Origin of the sequence: Kitasatospora sp. NPDC094028 (assembly GCF_049543595.1) — a bacterium.
GTDB lineage: Bacteria > Actinomycetota > Actinomycetes > Streptomycetales > Streptomycetaceae > Kitasatospora.
In genome coordinates this window covers 32,487-48,307 of record NZ_JBMVFA010000022.1, presented here as the reverse complement: position 1 = coordinate 48,307, position 15,821 = coordinate 32,487, and the positions used below count along the sequence as shown (strand labels likewise).

At 74.8% G+C, this 15,821-nt stretch carries 14 protein-coding genes and 1 riboswitch; of the genes, 5 read left to right on the top strand and 9 right to left on the bottom strand.

Annotated features, from left to right (window positions below; all coding sequences use genetic code 11):
- Window positions 1–132: 132 nt before the first annotated feature.
- The 4 genes from ACPC54_RS27645 to ACPC54_RS27630 all read right to left on the bottom strand — a co-directional run bounded on the left by ACPC54_RS27645 (window position 133) and on the right by ACPC54_RS27630 (window position 5,453).
- Window positions 133–1,719: an alpha-amylase family glycosyl hydrolase gene (locus tag ACPC54_RS27645; RefSeq protein ID WP_498968586.1), complete on the bottom strand. Its 1,587-nt coding sequence runs from the start codon at window positions 1,717–1,719 to the stop codon at window positions 133–135.
- A gap of 136 nt (window positions 1,720–1,855) precedes the next feature.
- Window positions 1,856–2,524: a bifunctional 4-hydroxy-2-oxoglutarate aldolase/2-dehydro-3-deoxy-phosphogluconate aldolase gene (locus ACPC54_RS27640; protein ID WP_498968584.1), complete on the bottom strand. Its 669-nt coding sequence runs from the start codon at window positions 2,522–2,524 to the stop codon at window positions 1,856–1,858.
- Window positions 2,521–4,152: an N-acyl-D-amino-acid deacylase family protein gene (locus tag ACPC54_RS27635; protein WP_498968583.1), complete on the bottom strand. Its 1,632-nt coding sequence runs from the start codon at window positions 4,150–4,152 to the stop codon at window positions 2,521–2,523. Before ACPC54_RS27635 ends, ACPC54_RS27640 begins: the two co-directional genes overlap by 4 nt.
- Complete coding sequence (locus tag ACPC54_RS27630; protein WP_498968581.1) at window positions 4,152–5,453, bottom strand: type III PLP-dependent enzyme domain-containing protein; 1,302 nt, start codon at window positions 5,451–5,453, stop codon at window positions 4,152–4,154. Before ACPC54_RS27630 ends, ACPC54_RS27635 begins: the two co-directional genes overlap by 1 nt.
- Before the next feature lie 294 nt (window positions 5,454–5,747).
- Between ACPC54_RS27630 and ACPC54_RS27625 the strand changes: the two genes are divergently transcribed.
- The 4 genes from ACPC54_RS27625 to ACPC54_RS27610 all read left to right on the top strand — a co-directional run bounded on the left by ACPC54_RS27625 (window position 5,748) and on the right by ACPC54_RS27610 (window position 8,967).
- A complete protein-coding gene (locus tag ACPC54_RS27625) occupies window positions 5,748–6,890 on the top strand; it encodes a sugar kinase (protein WP_498968579.1) in 1,143 nt (380 codons plus the stop codon).
- Between the two features lie 31 nt (window positions 6,891–6,921).
- Entirely contained in the window at window positions 6,922–7,671 is a 750-nt protein-coding gene (locus ACPC54_RS27620) for an IclR family transcriptional regulator (protein WP_498968578.1), read from the top strand.
- 34 nt (window positions 7,672–7,705) lie between these two features.
- A complete protein-coding gene (locus ACPC54_RS27615) occupies window positions 7,706–8,113 on the top strand; it encodes a RidA family protein (RefSeq protein WP_498968577.1) in 408 nt (135 codons plus the stop codon).
- 134 nt (window positions 8,114–8,247) lie between these two features.
- Window positions 8,248–8,967: a DUF2470 domain-containing protein gene (locus ACPC54_RS27610; protein ID WP_498968576.1), complete on the top strand. Its 720-nt coding sequence runs from the start codon at window positions 8,248–8,250 to the stop codon at window positions 8,965–8,967.
- A 514-nt stretch (window positions 8,968–9,481) separates the two neighbouring features.
- On the opposite strand, the gene ACPC54_RS27605 is transcribed toward ACPC54_RS27610, so the two are convergent.
- A complete protein-coding gene (locus tag ACPC54_RS27605) occupies window positions 9,482–10,468 on the bottom strand; it encodes a peptidoglycan DD-metalloendopeptidase family protein (protein WP_498968575.1) in 987 nt (328 codons plus the stop codon).
- A 2-nt stretch (window positions 10,469–10,470) separates the two neighbouring features.
- Window positions 10,471–10,652, bottom strand: a riboswitch (cyclic di-AMP (ydaO/yuaA leader).
- 311 nt (window positions 10,653–10,963) lie between these two features.
- Here ACPC54_RS27605 and ACPC54_RS27600 point away from each other — a divergent pair.
- Window positions 10,964–12,511 (top strand): MFS transporter, encoded by a 1,548-nt coding sequence (locus ACPC54_RS27600; protein WP_498968573.1) that lies wholly within the window; start codon window positions 10,964–10,966, stop codon window positions 12,509–12,511.
- 7 nt (window positions 12,512–12,518) lie between these two features.
- Here ACPC54_RS27600 and purB read toward each other — a convergent pair whose 3' ends face one another.
- The 4 genes from purB to ACPC54_RS27580 all read right to left on the bottom strand — a co-directional run bounded on the left by purB (window position 12,519) and on the right by ACPC54_RS27580 (window position 15,743).
- Window positions 12,519–13,958 carry an adenylosuccinate lyase gene (purB, locus tag ACPC54_RS27595; protein WP_498968572.1) on the bottom strand — a complete coding sequence of 480 codons (1,440 nt, stop codon included), beginning with the start codon at window positions 13,956–13,958 and terminating at the stop codon, window positions 12,519–12,521.
- A gap of 63 nt (window positions 13,959–14,021) precedes the next feature.
- Window positions 14,022–14,477 (bottom strand): MarR family winged helix-turn-helix transcriptional regulator, encoded by a 456-nt coding sequence (locus ACPC54_RS27590; protein WP_498968571.1) that lies wholly within the window; start codon window positions 14,475–14,477, stop codon window positions 14,022–14,024.
- Between the two features lie 82 nt (window positions 14,478–14,559).
- Window positions 14,560–14,991, bottom strand: coding sequence for a DUF3037 domain-containing protein (locus tag ACPC54_RS27585; RefSeq protein WP_498968569.1), 432 nt, complete (start codon window positions 14,989–14,991; stop codon window positions 14,560–14,562).
- Window positions 14,988–15,743, bottom strand: coding sequence for a HipA family kinase (locus ACPC54_RS27580; RefSeq protein WP_498968567.1), 756 nt, complete (start codon window positions 15,741–15,743; stop codon window positions 14,988–14,990). The genes ACPC54_RS27585 and ACPC54_RS27580 overlap by 4 nt, the downstream gene beginning before the upstream one ends.
- Window positions 15,744–15,821 lie beyond the last annotated feature (78 nt).

Genomic DNA, 15,821 nt, shown 5'->3' with positions numbered 1-15,821 from the left:
TCCAGGTGGCTTTTACAACCAATGAAGGTGGTAAATGCAACCATCTACGGATGCAGCTTACAACCATCCGACATCCATCGAAAGCCCGACCGTCCTTCCGAGCCCCCGCCCGACCGAGCCCCGCCCGTCCGCTCAGCCCAGCTCGAACACCCCGTACGAGAACCCGTCCGCCCGCAGCTCGCCGTCCGCCACCCGCACGCCCCGCACCTCCAGCGGCCGCGCGACGCCCGCCCCCTCCGGAAGGCCCACCGCGCCCGGCTCCCGGCGCGGGTTCACCGCCACCAGGTACCGCCCGTCCCGGGTGTACACCAGCGGGTACCCGGCGTGCCGGACGTCCACCGAGCCGGCCGAGCCCAGCCCCGGGTGTGCCCGGCGCAGCGCGATCAGCCGCCGGACGGTGTGCAGCAGCGAGGTCGGATCGGCGCGCTGGGAGAGCACGTCCGGGCGGTGCGGGTCCGGGTCGACCGGCAGGTACAGCCGCTCGGCCGGGGCGTCGGAGAAACCGGCGGTCGAGCCGGGCGCCCACTGCATCGGGGTGCGTGAGCCCGCCCGGTTGAAGCGCGGGCCGAGCACGCTGCCCTCGACGTCCGGCAGCCCGGGCAGGTACCGCATACCGATCTCGTCGCCGTAGTAGATCGCCGGCAGGGTCGGCCAGGTGAGCAGGAAGGCGAAGGCGGGGGCGAGTTGCTCGGCGGTTCGCGGGCCGGCGGCGAGCCGGGAGAAGTCGTGGTTGGCGGTGGGCAGCACGATCTGCCCGTCGCCGCGGGTGAGTTCGGCCGCGGAGCGCCAGGCGTCCAGGAACGGCCGCGGGGTGCCGCGCCCCTCGGCCTCGAAGTAGCAGGCGTCCTGGTGCCAGAACTCCTCGACCGTCCCGCCGTTGTTGTTCCACAGCGAGCGCAGCGGCAGGCCGTGGTCCGCACCTCCGAAGTGCAGGAAGAAGTCGGCGTGGAAGCCGGCGGTGACGGCGGCGGCCGGGTCGCCCCACTCGGCGAACAGCGCCGCCTCGGGGTGGGTGCGGTCCAGCCAGTCGCGGGTCTCGGTCCAGAGCTTGGCGGTCTCGGTCTTGTCCGGGTCGTCCTTGACCAGCGAGTACGCCATGTCCACCCGGAAGCCGGCCACGCCGAGGCCGAGCCAGTGCGCCATGATCCCGCGCAGCGCCGCACGGTTGGCGCGCGGGCCCTCGGCGTCCACCGACTGGCGCCAGGGCTCGTCCGAACTGCTGCGCGCGTAGCCGAAGTTGAGCGCGGGCTGACAGTCGAAGAAGTTCGGCCGGTACCAGCCGGGGCGGCGGCCGGGCGAGGCGACGAAGCCGTCCACCTGCCGGTCGGACCAGATGTAGCGGTGGTCGGACGGGTCCTCGGCGGCGGCCAGGAACCAGGGGTGGCGGTCGGAGGTGTGGCCGGCGACGAGGTCCAGGAGCACCCGGATGCCCCGGCTGCGGGCGGCCTCGACCAGGGCGACGAGGTCCTCGGTGCCGCCGTAGCGCGGGGCCGCGGCGAGGTAGTCGGTGATGTCGTAGCCCGCGTCGCGGAACGGCGAGGCGAAGCAGGGGTTGAGCCAGACGGTGTCGACGCCGAGCCAGGCGAGGTGGTCCAGGTGCTCGGCGATGCCCGCGAAGTCGCCGATGCCGTCGCCGTCCGAGTCCGCGAAGCTCTGCGGGTAGATCTGGTACAGGATGGCGTCGGCCAACCAGTGGGGGCCGGGGCGAGTCGAGGTCATGGGGTGGATCCTCCTGCCGGGTCCTGGGCCTGGGGCCCCGTGCTGAGCCGGATGCCCCCGATTCTCGTCCAATCCCGGCCGCCCCGACAGCCCGCCGTCCCGACACGCCACCGCCTCGACGTGCCACCGCGCGCCACTACCCCCGGCCCTCGCAGGCCGCCGTGAACGCCCGGGCCCGCCGGGTGATCTCCGCCCAGTCCCCCGCCGCCACCGCCTCCGGCGGAACCACGTCCGTCCCCGCGCACACGGCGAGCGCGCCCTGCCGCAGGAACTCGGCCGCGTTGCCCGCGTTCACCCCGCCGGACGCGACCAGCGGCACCTCCGGGTACGGGCCGCGCAGGTCCTTGAAATAGCCGGGGCCGAAGGTCCGGGCGGGGAAGATCTTCACGGCGGCGGCCCCGAGGTCCACCGCCTGCGCCACCTCGGTCGGGGTGAGCGCCCCGAGCACCACCGGCACCCCGGCGGCCCGCGCCGCCCGCGCCACCTCGGGCCGGCCGCCGGGCGTGACCAGGAAGGACGCCCCGGCCGCGATCCCGCGCTCGGCCTGCCCTGCGGTGAGCACCGTCCCGACGCCCACCCGCCAACCCGCCCGCGCGGCGCGCTCCAGATGATCCGTCACATCCGGTGTGGTGTACGTGAGTTCGGTGAACCCGATGCCGCCCTCGGCGAGCGCGGCACAGAGGGCGGCGGCGTCCGGGATCCGCGGCGCGCGGACCACCGCGATCACCGGCCCGGCGCTCAGCTCGGCCCGGAAGTCGGCCGAAGCCCCCTTCGCCGATGGGGTGTTGACTGGTAGGACGTTCACAGGGCCATGGTCCCTCGGTCGGTGCGGCGCAGGGCGCGCCCGGGCCGGGCGCCCGTGGTGCGGCCCTGCCGGACGACGGCGGTGCCGTTGACGTACACGTACGCGATGCCCTCGGCGGGCAGCCGGGGGTGCTCGAAGGTGGCGGCGTCCCGGACCAGTTCCGGGTCGAAGAGCACCAGGTCCGCGTGGTGGCCGGGGGCGATCCGGCCGCGCCCGTGCAGTCCCAGCCGGGCGGCCGGGCGGCCGGTCATCCGGGCGACCGTCTCCTCCAGCGTCAGCACGCCCGACTCCCGGCTGTAGTGGCCGAGGTAGCGGGGGAAGGTGCCCCAGGCGCGCGGGTGCGGGCGGGCGCCGACGAGCAGGCCGTCGCTGCCCACGGTGTGCGCGGGGTGCCGCATGATCGCGCGGACGTTCTCCTCGTGCCCGACGTGCTGGAGGACGGTGGTGGCCAGTTCGTCCCGGCGCAGCAGATCGAGGAAGACCTCGGTGCCGCCGCTCCGCCGCTCGGCGGCGAGTTCGGCGACCGTCCGGCCGACCGCGCCCGCCAGCTCGGCCGAACCCACCCCGGACACCTGGATGGTGGCCCAGTCGGCGACGACGCCGTGGCAGCCGTCGCTGCCCCGCACCTCCATCGCGTACCTGATCCGCTCGCACACCGCCGGGTCGGCGAGCCGGGCCAGGGTCGCCGTCGGGCCGCCCTCGCTCGCCCAACTGGGCAGCAGGGCGGCCAGGGTGGTGGAACCGGGCAGGTAGGGGTAGCTGTCCAGGGTGAGGTCGACGCCCTCGGCGAGCGCCGCGTCGACCAGCGCCAGCAGTTCGCCGGCCCGGCCCCGGTTGACGCCGAAGTTCATCGTGGCGTGGGTCAGGTGCAGCCCGCAGCCGGCCCGCCGGGCGACCTCCACCATCTCCGCGTAACCCGCCAGCGCGCCTTCGCCGTACGAGCGTTGGTGCGGCGCGTGGAAGCCGCCGTAGGCCGCGACGACGGTGCACAGGTCGACGAGTTCGGTGGTGTCCGCGTACATCCCCGGGGTGTAGCTGAGTCCGCTGGACATGCCGACCGCGCCGTCCAGCAGTCCCTGCGCCAAGTACTGCCGCATCCGGTCGAGTTCGGCCGGGTCCGGCCGCCGGTCGGCCCAGCCCATCGCGAGCATCCGCAGGGTTCCGTGCGGGACGAGGTAGCAGGCGTTGACGGCCGGCCCGGTGCGGTCGAGCCGGTCCAGGTAGCCGGCGACCCCGCGCCAGTCCCAGTCGAAGCCCTCCGGATCGCCGTTCCAGCCGGCCAGTTGGCGGCGCAACGCGGGCAGCGTGGTGTCGTCCACCGGCGCGTACGAGAGGCCGTCCTGACCGAGCACCTCGCAGGTGACGCCCTGGGTGACCTTGGCCGGGTGCTCGGGTTCGAGCAGCAGCGCGAGGTCGGAGTGGGCGTGCATGTCGATGAAGCCGGGGGCGAGGACGAGCCCGTCCGCGTCCACCGCGCAAGGCCCGCCCAGCCTCGGCCCGATCTCGACGATCAGGCCGCCCGCGATCCGCACGTCCGCCCGGTAGCGGGGTGCCCCGGTGCCGTCGACGACCGTCGCGCCCGTGAAGACGGTGTTCTCCCCGGCGCCGATTCTCTCCCCGTCCGCCATCAGAAGAACGTCCTGACCAGGCCGGTGACCTTCGGCTCGGCGGTGTCGGCGCTGTCCAGCACCGGGATCGCCGTCCACTTGTCGAAGGCCGTGCAGGGGTGCGAGACGCCGAGGCGCAGCACCGCGCCGATCGGCGCCAGGTCCCCGGCGTCGCGCAGGAAGGCGTGCTGGTCGTCGAGGGCGGCGATCCGGGCCGTCGTTCCGGTCAACTCGGGTCCGCCGCAGACCTGTTGCGGCTCGGGCAGGCCCTCGTCGAACGGCAGGTCGCGCTTTCCGGCGTCCAGCAGCGCGAGTTGCGGTTCGGGCCGGGAGACCACCCGGGCCCAGCCGTGCAGCGCGCTGCGCAGCGGCGCCCGTCCGGTGCCGCGGGCGAACGGCGAGATGCCGCGGTAGAAGCCGTCGTCGTGGGCGAGATAGGCGCCGGAGCGGAGCACCACCAGGGCCTCCGGCAGGCCGGTCGTCTCCTCGACGACCAGGTCGAAGTAGGCGCTGCCGCCCGCGGTGACGACCGGTGGCGCGTCGTCCGGGTAGGCGCGGGCGAGTCGGCCGTGGAGTTCGCCGAGGGACTTGAGGTAGCCGCGGACGGCGGTGAGCGCGTCCGGTTCGGCGTCGTGGGCGAGCGCGCCCTCGTAGCCGCCGACGCCCGCGAGCCGCAGGGTGGGGGCGCGCAGGACGGCGGCGGCGATCTCGACGGCCGCGTCGACGCCGCGGGCGCCGGTCCGTCCGCCGGGGCCGCCGAGTTCGACCAGCACCTCGACCGGCCGTTCGGCCCCGGCGGCGCGCAGCGCCTCGTCCATCAGCCGCACGCTCTCGGTGGAGTCGACCCAGGAGGCGAAGGCGAAGGCCGGGTCGGCGGCCAGTTCGGCGGCGAGCCAGGCCAGCCCGGCCGGGTCGCACAGGGTGTTGGCGAGCAGGATGCGCCGCACCCCGAAGGCCCGGGCGACCCGCACCTGCGGGAGGTTGGCGAGGGTGATGCCGTGGCTGCCGGCGGCCAGTTGGGACTGCCAGAGCGCGGGCGCCATGGTGGTCTTGCCGTGCGGGGCGAGCGCGACGCCGGCGGAGGCGCACCAGTCGGCCATGGTGCGCAGGTTGTGGTCGAGGGCGGTGGCGTCGAGGGTGAGCAGCGGGGTGCCGAGGCCGCTGAGGGTCGGTCCGGTGGCGAGCCAGTCCCGGACGGTGTGCCCCCAGGACTGCGGCGGGGCGGCCTTGAACCGCCAGTCCAGGGTCTCGTCGGCGAGGGCCGCCACGGCGCCCTCGGCAATGCCGGTCCCGGGGGCGCTGCTTGCGAAAGTCTGCTCCACCGTCTTCTCTCCTCGCGCGTGTTGCAGCATGTGCAACGCTGGTTGCACATGCTGGCATCATGGTTCTAGCATCGGCGCCGGATCACGGTCAACGGACCCGACACCGGCTCACCGACCGGCACCGACGTGCCGGCACCGATCCGGTCGTCGATCAACGGCCCGGTCGGTGCCCGCGGTTCGATCGGCCGGCGCGACGGCACCGGCACGACGACACCGGCACGACGGCACCGACCCCGGCACGACCCCGGCACGACCCCGGCACAGCGGACCGGCCGCAGACGAGGAGCCCAGCAGATGCCGAGCCAGGACACCCCCGCCCCGCCCCGGCCCGGCCCTCCCCCGGCCGCGGTGTGCCTGGGCGAGTCGATGGCCGTCCTGCTCCCGGACCGCCCGGGCCCGCTGGAGGCCGTGGAGAGCTTCCGGCTGTCCGTGGGCGGCGCGGAGTCCAACGTGGCCGGCGCACTGGCCGCGCTCGGCGTGCCGGCCGCCTGGGTCAGCCGGGTCGGCGACGACGGCTTCGGCCGCCGCCTGCTGGCCGAGCTGGCCGCCCGCGGCGTGGACGTCTCGGCCGTTTCGGTCGACCCGCACCGCCCCACCGGCCTGTACCTCAAGGAGGTCGGCGGCGCGACCGGCCACCGGCACGACCTCGGGCCCGGCCGCAGCCGGCCGCACTACCACCGGCGCGGCTCCGCGGCCGCCGCGCTCTCCCCGGCCCTGCTGGCCGACCCGGCCGCCGCCCGGCTGCTGGCCGGGGCCCGGCTGCTGCACCTGTCGGGCATCACCGCCGCGCTGTCCGACGACTGTCTGGCCCTGCTGCGCACCCTGCTCGCCGAGCGCCGGCCCGAGCGGCTGGTCAGCTTCGACCTCAACTGGCGCCCGGCGCTGTGGCGGGACCGCGACCCGGCGGTGCTGCCGCCGCTGCTGGACGCCGCCGATGTGCTGCTGCTCGGCGCCGACGAGGCCCTGGACGCCTTCGGTACCGGCGAGCCCGCCGCCCTGCGCCGCCGCTTCCCCTCCCCCGCGACCGTCGTGGTCAAGGACGCCGCCCGACAGGTCACCGCCCTGGAGCGGGACGGCACGGCGGTCACCGAGCCGGCCCTCACCGTCGACGTGGTCGAGGTGACCGGCGCGGGCGACGCCTTCGCGGCCGGCTACCTGGCCGGCACCGTCCGCGGCCTGGACCAGCGCGGACGGCTGCGGCTCGGCCACCTGAGCGCCGCCTGCGCGCTGACCGCCCACGGCGACCAGGCCGAGCTGCCGCCCGCCCCCGTCGTGGCCGCGCTGCTCGCCGCCTCCGCCGCGGACTGGGCCGCCACCCGGGTCACCGCGGGCGGCATCACCTCCCCCGCCCTGCCCGCCGACCGGGCCGCCCGCACCACCCGCCCGGCCGCGCCCGCCGACCCGGCGCCGGCCTCTCCCCGGGCCCGGGCACAATGAGCGGGATCCCCGACCCCCGGAGCCGAGCCCGATGAGCCAGACCGTCACCCGCGCCCTGCGCATCCTCGCCCAACTCGGCGAGGGCGAGCGCTCCCTCGACCAGCTCGCCGAGGTGCTCGGCGTCCACAAGACGACCGTGCTGCGCCTGCTCCAGAGCCTGGAGGAGGAACGGTTCGTCTACCGGGACGCCGCCTACCGCTACCACCTGGGCGCCGGCCTGTTCGCCCTCTCCGGCCTCGCCCTGGAGCAGCGTGGCATCCGCCGGATCGCCGCCCCGCACCTGGCCGAGCTGAACGCCGCCACCGGCCAGACCGTCCACCTGGCCGCGTACGAGGGCGGCGAGGTGGTCTACATCGACAAGTTCGACTCCCGCCACCCGGTCAGGATGTACTCCCGGATCGGCCTGCGCGCCGCCCTGCACAGCGCCGCCGTCTCCAAGGTGCTGCTGGCCGACCTGCCGCTGCCCGAGCGCCGCCGGGTGGTGGCCGGGATCGACTTCACCCCGCACACCCCGCGCACCCTCACCACCCCGGAGGCGCTGCTCGCCGAGCTGGAGCAGGTCGCCGCCCAGGGCTGGGCGCAGGACCACGCCGAGCACGAGGCGTTCATCAACTGCGTGGCCGCCCCGATCCGGGACGCCAGCGGACGGGTCGTCGCCGCGGCCTCCCTCTCGGTGCCGGACGTCGTCCTCCCGTACGAGCAGGTGCTGGAGCTGCTGCCCCAGCTGCTCGCCACCGCCCGCGCCGTGTCGGCCGACTGCGGGCGCCCCGACCGGACCTGACGCACCGTCACTTCACGAGCAGCCAAGGAGTCCCATGTCCGACAAGGTCGAGATCCGCACCGACGGCGCCCCCGCCCCGGCCTGGATGTTCTCCCAGGGCGTCCGCAAGGGCCCGATCCTCCAGGTCTCCGGGCAGGGCCCGCAGGACCCGGCCACCGGCGAGTACCTCCACCACGGCGACGTGAAGGCGCAGACCCGCCGCACCCTGGAGAACGTCAAGGCCATCGTCGAGGCCGGCGGCGCGACCATCGAGGACGTGGTGATGTTCCGTGTCTACCTCACCAAGCGCGCCGACTTCCCGCTGATGAACGAGGTGTACGCCGAGTTCATCGACGAGAACGTCAGGCCGGGCGGCGTGAAGCCCTGCCGGACCACCGTCTTCGTCGAACTCCCGCAGGAGCCGATGCTGGTGGAGATCGACGCGCAGGCCGTCGTCTCCTGAACCACCCACCCGCGAAGGGCCCCGACGCGCACGGCGTCCGGGCCCTTCGGCGCACCTCCGGGGCCTCCGCGCCCACTTGCCACACCCCCGGGCGAATATTAGGTTAGGCTCACCTAACTTACTGGAGGTCCGCCATGACCCTGCCCGCCGGCGACGCCGAGGCGCCCGAGCCCACCACCGCCGAACGGGCGCTCAGCCTGCTCGGCTCGACCTCCTCGCTCACCGTCCGCGCCCTCGGCGAGCAGCACGACCTGGACACCCCGGTCAGCGTGCACGGCTCCCGCCTGCGGCTGTCCGCCCCGCTCGACGCCCCGCTCACCTCGGCCGCCGCCCGCGCCGCCGACGGCCTCGCCGTCGTCCTCGACGTCACCGACGTCTCCCCGGTCGCCGTCCGGGACCGCGTCCGCGCCCGCCTCACCCTCGCCGGGCGACTGTACCTGGCCCACCTCGCCGACGACGGCCTCAGCGTCCACCTGCGCGTGGACGTCGCCCACGCCGTCCTCGCCACCCCGTACGGCACCGGCGCGCTCACCGCCGCCGACCTCGCCCTCGCCACCCCCGACCCGCTGGCCGGCCACGAGGCCGCGCTGCTCACCCACTTCGCCGACGAGCACCCCGACGCGCTCGCCGTCCTCACCCGCCTGCTCGACCCGGCCCTGCTCGCCCGCCGCCCCGAGGTCCGCCCGCTCGCCCTGGACCGCCACGGCCTGGTGCTGCGCCTGGACCACCCGGACGGCCACCACGACGTCCGCCTGGTCTTCCCCCGACCCGCCCGCGACACCGAGGACTTCGGCCACCGGGTGCACGAGCTGCTCACCGCCGCCGAGTACGGCCTGCCCGTACACCGCGGGTAGTCACCGCTCGACGGCGTCCTCCAGCACGACCCGCCCCAGCCGCGCGTACAGCTCCGGCCGCCGCCCCCGCACCCGAACTCCCCACCCCCCGAAGCGCGTTCAGCGGGTTCACGGCCTCTGCGACGATCCCGTCCGGCCCGCCGCCGGTGCCCAGCACGGCGACCGCGACCGCGCCCCCACTGCGGACGGCCATCCGGCCTCCTCCACCCGGACGTTCCCGCCCGCCGGACCGGCCGGGCGCTGACCACCCGACAGCATCGCGCGCCCCCGGACCGTCCGCCCGCCCCGGCCACCGTGCGGAACACCGGGGTTGACGCCACGTTCGACCTCCTCGAACGCGAAAGCGGCCGGCCCGGCTCCGCGAGGAAGGTCTCGCGAAGCCGGGCCGGCCTGGGCGTGTCCCGCGCCCATGTCCACCGGTGCGGCGGTCATCCGGTCGAGCGGTCACCCGACATGACCATCCCGGAGGGCCGATTCGCCCCGCACCGGCGGTGGTTCCTGAACCCCGGAAGGGTTACAGCGCGACGCCGTGCGCCCGCAGGTAGGCGACCGGGTCGATGTCCGAGCCGTACTCCGGACCGGTGCGGATCTCGAAGTGCAGGTGCGGGCCGGTCACGTTGCCGGTCGCACCGGACAGGCCGAGCTGCTGGCCGACGGTGACGGTCTGACCGATCGACACGCCGATCACCGAGAGGTGCGCGTACTGCGCGTAGTGGCCGTCGGCGAGCTTGATCTCGACCTCGTTGCCGTAGGCGCCGCCGTTGCCGGCCTTGACCACGACACCGTTGGCGACCGCGCGCAGCGGGGTGCCGGTGGAGGCGACGAAGTCCTGGCCGGTGTGGTGGCCGGAGGCCCACATCGAGCCGGCGACGCCGTAGGCCTCGCCCAGCACCGGGTTGGCCAGCGGCGCGACGAAGCCGGAGGTGGCGGCGACCGGAGCGGCGGTCACGGCCTGCGCCGGGGCGGCGGTCTGAACCTGGGTCTGCACCTTGGCGGCCGGCTTGGCGGCCTCGGTGGTGACCTGGAGCCGGTCCTGCGAGACCGAGGAGGCCTGCGGCTTGGCGGCCGGCGCGGCGGGCTTCTCGGCCGGAGCGGCCGGGGCGGCCGGCGCAGCGGGGGCGGCCGGCGCCGCGGCGTGGCCGGCGACGACGAGCTGCTGGCCCGGGAAGATCAGGTTCGGGTTGGCACCGACGACCGCGTGGTTGCGCTCGTACAGCGCCTGCCAGCCACCCTGGACGTGCTTGGCGTCGGCGATCTTCGACAGGGTGTCACCGCTGACGACCCGGTAGTTCTCGTCCGCGGCGGCAGCGGAAGCGGCGGCCGGGGCGGCCGGCCGGGCCACGGCCGCGGCGGCGGCGACGTGGTGCGCGGCGGGGGCGGTGTGGGCCTGGGCGCTCACCACGGTGACCAGCGGGAGGGCGAAGGAGACCCCGGTGACCGCGGTGGCGATGCCGATCCGGGCGGCGCGGGGCAGGGTGATACGACGAGCCTGAGCAGGCATGGAAGTGTCCTCTCCGACGCCTGCGAGGTGAGCTGTCGGGTTCGGGCTGGAGTTGCCCGGCCGCATGTGCGGCTTCACCCCAAGCCGGCCCTGGCCGTCCGCGCGTCGAGGCGCGGATCACTGGTCCGGCGACTTACCTGTGGGTCCCCCGCTCCTGCCGTACAGAGTTCAGTGCGAGCCACCGGGCAGCGGCAGGACTCGGCGTTCCACCCGGCGGATCCGTCCGGGCTGGCCGGGCGGTCGCTGAACTAAAACCCATCCGTTCGGGTGAAGCAATGTCGATCTCCCGAAGGACGGGCCCGCAGGGGGCCGCCGGTGACCCTCCGCACGAGCTGCCGTACCGTGCGTGCACAATCCATTCACCGGGCGCCACTGATCCACGACCCTGCGCCGAACTCGGCCACGCACCGCAGCCGCCCGGACACCCCGCGTCGCCGTCGACACACCGCCCGGTGACCCTTGTCACGCACGCCCCCGGGGGCCCAGGATCGGACCGTGGCCACCTCCGAGGCCGGCACCCTGCGCCTGGGCACCGCGCAGGGTCGCTGGGTACTACTGGCGACGGTGCTCGGCTCCAGCATGGCGATGCTCGACGGGACGGTCGTCAACGTCGCGCTGCCGCGCATCGGCGCCGATCTCGGCGCCTCGCTGGCGTCCCTGCAGTGGACGCTCAACTCCTACCTGCTCACCCTCGCCGGGCTGATCCTGCTCGGCGGCGCGCTCGGCGACCGGTACGGCCGGCGCCGGGTGTTCCTGCTCGGCGTGGTCTGGTTCGCCGCCGCCTCCGCGGCCTGCGCCGCCGCGCCGAACATCGAGGTGCTGATCGCCGCCCGCGCCGTCCAGGGCATCGGCGGCGCCCTGCTGACCCCCGGTTCGCTCGCCATGCTCCAGGCCGTCTTCCATCCGGACGACCGCTCGCCGGCGGTCGGCCTGTGGTCCGGCCTGGGCGGCGTGTCCGCCGCGGTCGGGCCGTTCCTCGGCGGCTGGCTGGTGGACGGCCCCGGCTGGCGCTGGATCTTCCTGCTGAACCTGCCGCTGGCCGCCGCCGTGATCGCGGTCACCTCCCGGTTCGTCCCGGAGAGCCGGGACGAGAGCGCGAGCGGCCGCTTCGACGTGACCGGCGCGCTGCTGGCCGCGCTCGCCCTCGGCGCGCTCACCTACGCGCTGACCGCCGCCGGCGAGGGCCTGTCCCCCACGGTCTGGATCTCCGGCGCGCTCGGCCTGCTGCTCGGGGCCGCCTTCCTGGTGGTCGAGCGCCGCACGCCGGACCCGATGCTGCCACTCGGCCTGTTCTCCGCCCGGCTGTTCACCGCCGTGAACCTGGTCACGCTGTGCGTCTACGCCGCGTTCAGCGGGGTGTTCTTCCTGCTGGTGGTGCAGCTGCAGATCGTGGCCGGGTTCTCGCCGCTGGTATCCGGCTTCGCGCTGGTGCCGATCACGGTGCTGATGCTCGCACTGTCCGCCCGCGCCGGGCGGCTCGGCAAGCGGATCGGCCCGCGGCTGCCGCTGACCATCGGCCCGCTGCTGTGCGCCGCCGGGGTGCTGCTGATGCTGCGCACCGGCCCGGGCTCCTCCTACTGGCTGGACGTGCTGCCCGCCGTCACGGTGATGGGCTGCGGGATGACGCTGCTGGTCGCGCCGCTGACCGCGACGGTGCTGGCGGCCGTCGAGGTCCGGCACGCGGGCATCGCCAGCGGCGTCAACAACGCCGCCGCCCGCGCGGCCGGCCTGCTCGCGGTCGCCGCCCTCCCGGCGCTGGCCGGGCTGAGCGGCGACGCCTACCGGGTGCCGTCCTCGGTGGACTCCGCCTTCCGCACCGCGATGCTGATCTGTGCCGGCCTGCTCGCCGCCGGCGGCCTGATCGCCTTCGCCACGGTCCGCGGCAACGTGCTCGCCCCGGACGGCCCGGCGGAGCACCCGGTGGCCGAGCCGAACTGCGAGTGGCCATGCGGCACCACCACCCCGCCGCTCGACCCCGGCCGCGCCCGGACGCACGAGGGCCCCGCCACCGGAACGGCGGCAGGGCCCTCGCAGGAGACCTGATCCAGCGTCAAAGGATGTCGGCCGGCGCGTACTTGGCGGCCGCCGGGTACGCGGCCGCGACGGCCTCCACCTGGCGGACGATCTCGGCGACCTGCGCCCCGGCCGCGCCCGTGAAGGACAGCTTGTCGGCCAGCAGCGCGTCCAGCGCGGCCCGGTCCAGCGGGATCCGCTCGTCGGCGGCGAGCCGGTCCAGCAGCTCGTTCTCCCGGGCGCCGGCGCGCATCGCCAGCGCGGAGGCGACGGCGTGCTCCTTGATGACCTCGTGCCCGGTCTCCCGGCCGACGCCCGCGCGCACCGCGCCCATCAGCACCTTGGTGGTGGCGAGGAACGGCAGGTAGCGGTCCAGCTCGGTCTCGATCACGGCGGGGAAGGCGCCAAACTCGTCGAGGACGGTCAGGAAGGTCTCCAGCAGGCCGTCGAAGGCGAAGAAGGCGTCCGGCAGCGCGACCCGGCGCACCACCGAGCAGGAGACGTCGCCCTCGTTCCACTGGTCGCCGGCCAGCTCGCCGGTCATCGAGGCGTAGCCGCGCAGGATGACCGCCAGGCCGTTGACGCGCTCGCAGGAGCGGGTGTTCATCTTGTGCGGCATCGCGGAGGAGCCGACCTGGCCCTCCTTGAAGCCCTCCGTGACCAGCTCGTGGCCGGCCATCAGGCGGATGGTCTTGGCCAGGCTGGACGGCGCGGCGGCCAGCTGGACGAGGGCGGTCAGCACCTCGAAGTCCAGCGAGCGCGGGTAGACCTGGCCGACGCTGGTCAGCACGTTCTCGAAGCCGAGGTGCGCGGCGACCCGGCGCTCCAGCTCGGCCAGCTTGTCGGTGTCGCCGCCGAGCAGGTCGAGCATGTCCTGCGCGGTGCCGACCGGGCCCTTGATCCCGCGCAGCGGGTAGCGGGCGATCAGCTCCTCCAGGCGGCGGAAGGCGACCAGCAGCTCGTCGGCGATCGACGCGAAGCGCTTGCCCAGGGTGGTGGCCTGCGCGGCCACGTTGTGCGAGCGGCCGGCCATGACCAGCTCGGAGTGCTGGGCGGCCAGGTCGGCCAGGCGCACCAGGACGGCGACCGTACGGTCCCGGACGTGCTCCAGGGACTGGCGGATCTGCAGCTGCTCGACGTTCTCGGTCAGATCCCGGGAGGTCATGCCCTTGTGGATCTGCTCGTGGCCGGCGAGCTCGCTGAACTCCTCGATCCGGGCCTTCACGTCGTGGCGGGTGACCCGCTCACGGGCGGCGATCGAGCCGAGGTCGACCTGGTCGACCACCCGCTCGTAGTCGGCGACGGCGGTCGCCGGCACCTCGACGCCGAGGTCCTGCTGGGCCTTCAGGACGGCGAGCCACAGGTGGCGCTCAAGGACCACCTTGTGCTCGGGGGACCACAGCTGGGCCAGGGTCGCCGAGGCGTACCGGGAGGCCAGGACATTGGGGATCTGGGGCTTCGCGCTCACGCTTCGCAAGCCTAACAGCCGAGGTCACGCCCCCTGCAGCCGCCGGCGCGCTACGCCCGTAGAGCCCTGGCGTTACTGCGTCGGGCCCGTCCGGCCGACCAGCACCGGCAGCACCTGGGCGCAGATCGAGTGCAGCGCGATCCGCTGCTCGTCGGTCATCTCCTCGAAGGCCTGGTGGGTGCGGGCCATCTCGGCGCGGATGCGGCCCAGGATCTCCCGCCCCTCGGCCGTGATCACCACGATCTTGACCCGGCGGTCCCCCGCCGCCGCCTCCCGGTGGGCGAGGCCCAGGGACTCCAGCCGGTCGACGATCCCGGTGACGTTGGAGGCGTCGCAGCCCAGCCGGCCGGCCAGCGCCCGCATCGGCACCGGCTCCTGCACCGCGCCCAGCGCCTTGGCCTGCGAGGAGGAGAGCCCGTGTCGGGCCGCGGCCGCCGCGAAGTCGTGGAAGTAGGCGGCGCCGACGGCGGCCAGCACCTCCATCAGCTCGGCGTTGGTCGGGACGGTCGTCGTCACTGTCGAACCCATGGGGCCAGGGTACGGCGAACTGCTTCAGTAACTCAAGATTTGACCACGGCAACCGTCCGCGCGTCGCCCGTGCGCAGGGTTCCTAGAGCACCAGCTGCTCGAACAGCCGGCGCAGCTCCGCGTCCGGGTCCGCCGTCAGCCCGGTGTGCACCGGCCCCGGCTGGACGATCGCGCTGCGCGGCGCGGTCAGCCAGCGGAACCGCTGCCCGGGGCTGTCCCCGGCCGCCGGCCCGGCCGCCGGCCCGCCCTGGCAGACCGCCTCGATCCCGTGCAGCGCCCGGCGCACACCCTGTACGTCCACCACCGGGTCCAGCGCGAGCAGCCGCCCCTGGTCCAGGTGGGTGCGCGCCGCCAGGTGGCTGCTCTGCCGGCAGTACAGCAGCACCCCGACGTTGACGCACTCGCCGCGCTCGACCCGCGGCACCGCGCGGATCACCGCGTACTCGTAGTCGTACAGCTCGATCACCGCCGGCAGCGCGGCGGACGACGGCACGGCGGACAGCGGCTCGGTCATGCGGGCACCTCCGGCAGCCAGTCGCGCGGACCGGCCAGTCGCTCGGTCAACTGGTCGCGGTACGCGGCCCGGACGTCCTCCGGCGAGTCGAAGCCGGGCTCGTCCGCCAGCCAGACGTCGGGGATCTGCGCCACCGCGGCGGCGACCGTCGCCGCCGCGAGCGGCGCCAACTCCTCGTCCGCGCCCGCGAGATCGGGCCGGTGGTGGAGCAGCGCGTGGTCACCGGCGTCGTACCGGCGGCGCGCCCAGGCGGCGGCGCCGGCCCAGTTGTGGTGGAAGATCAGGCTCGCACCGTGGTCGATCAGCCGCAGCCCGCCGGTCGCCACCAGCAGGTTGGGGTTGCGCCAGGAGCGGTCGACGTTGCCGATCAGCGCGTCGAACCAGAGCACCCGCCCGGCGAGTCCGGGATCCACCTCGAAGCAGAGCGGGTCGAAGTTGAGCGCGCCGGAGACGAAGGACATCCCCAGGTTGGTCCCGCCGCTGGCCCGCATCTGGTCCTGGATCTGGTGGTCCGGCTCGCTGCGGGCGAGCACCGGGTCGAGGTCGATCGTCACCAGTTCCGGCACCGGCAGCCCGAGCCGGCGGCCCAGTTCCCCGGCCAGCACCTCGGCCACCAGCGCCTTGCGGCCCTGTGCGGCGCCGACCCATTTCAGCGCGTACAGCCGCCGGTCGTCGGCCTCGACCAGGCCCGGCATCGAGCCGCCTTCTCGCAGTGGCGTCACGTAGCGGATCGCCGTCACCTCGGGGAGCACGGCGGACAGCTTATCCGCCCCGCCGGGCCCTCCTCCCTCATCCGCCCCGCCCCGGTGGCAGCCCCCGGTGCTCCGTGC

Excerpts from the sequence above, each read along its gene's own strand:
- ACPC54_RS27645 (WP_498968586.1), bottom strand. The coding sequence starts at position 1,719 with ATGACCTCGACTCGCCCCGGCCCCCACTGGTTGGCCGACGCCATCCTG.
- ACPC54_RS27635 (WP_498968583.1), bottom strand. The coding sequence starts at position 4,152 with ATGGCGGACGGGGAGAGAATCGGCGCCGGGGAGAACACCGTCTTCACG.
- ACPC54_RS27625 (WP_498968579.1), top strand. The coding sequence starts at position 5,748 with ATGCCGAGCCAGGACACCCCCGCCCCGCCCCGGCCCGGCCCTCCCCCG.
- ACPC54_RS27620 (WP_498968578.1), top strand. The coding sequence starts at position 6,922 with ATGAGCCAGACCGTCACCCGCGCCCTGCGCATCCTCGCCCAACTCGGC.
- ACPC54_RS27615 (WP_498968577.1), top strand. The coding sequence starts at position 7,706 with ATGTCCGACAAGGTCGAGATCCGCACCGACGGCGCCCCCGCCCCGGCC.
- ACPC54_RS27610 (WP_498968576.1), top strand. The coding sequence starts at position 8,248 with ATGACCCTGCCCGCCGGCGACGCCGAGGCGCCCGAGCCCACCACCGCC.
- ACPC54_RS27605 (WP_498968575.1), bottom strand. The coding sequence starts at position 10,468 with ATGCCTGCTCAGGCTCGTCGTATCACCCTGCCCCGCGCCGCCCGGATC.
- ACPC54_RS27590 (WP_498968571.1), bottom strand. The coding sequence starts at position 14,477 with ATGGGTTCGACAGTGACGACGACCGTCCCGACCAACGCCGAGCTGATG.
- ACPC54_RS27585 (WP_498968569.1), bottom strand. The coding sequence starts at position 14,991 with ATGACCGAGCCGCTGTCCGCCGTGCCGTCGTCCGCCGCGCTGCCGGCG.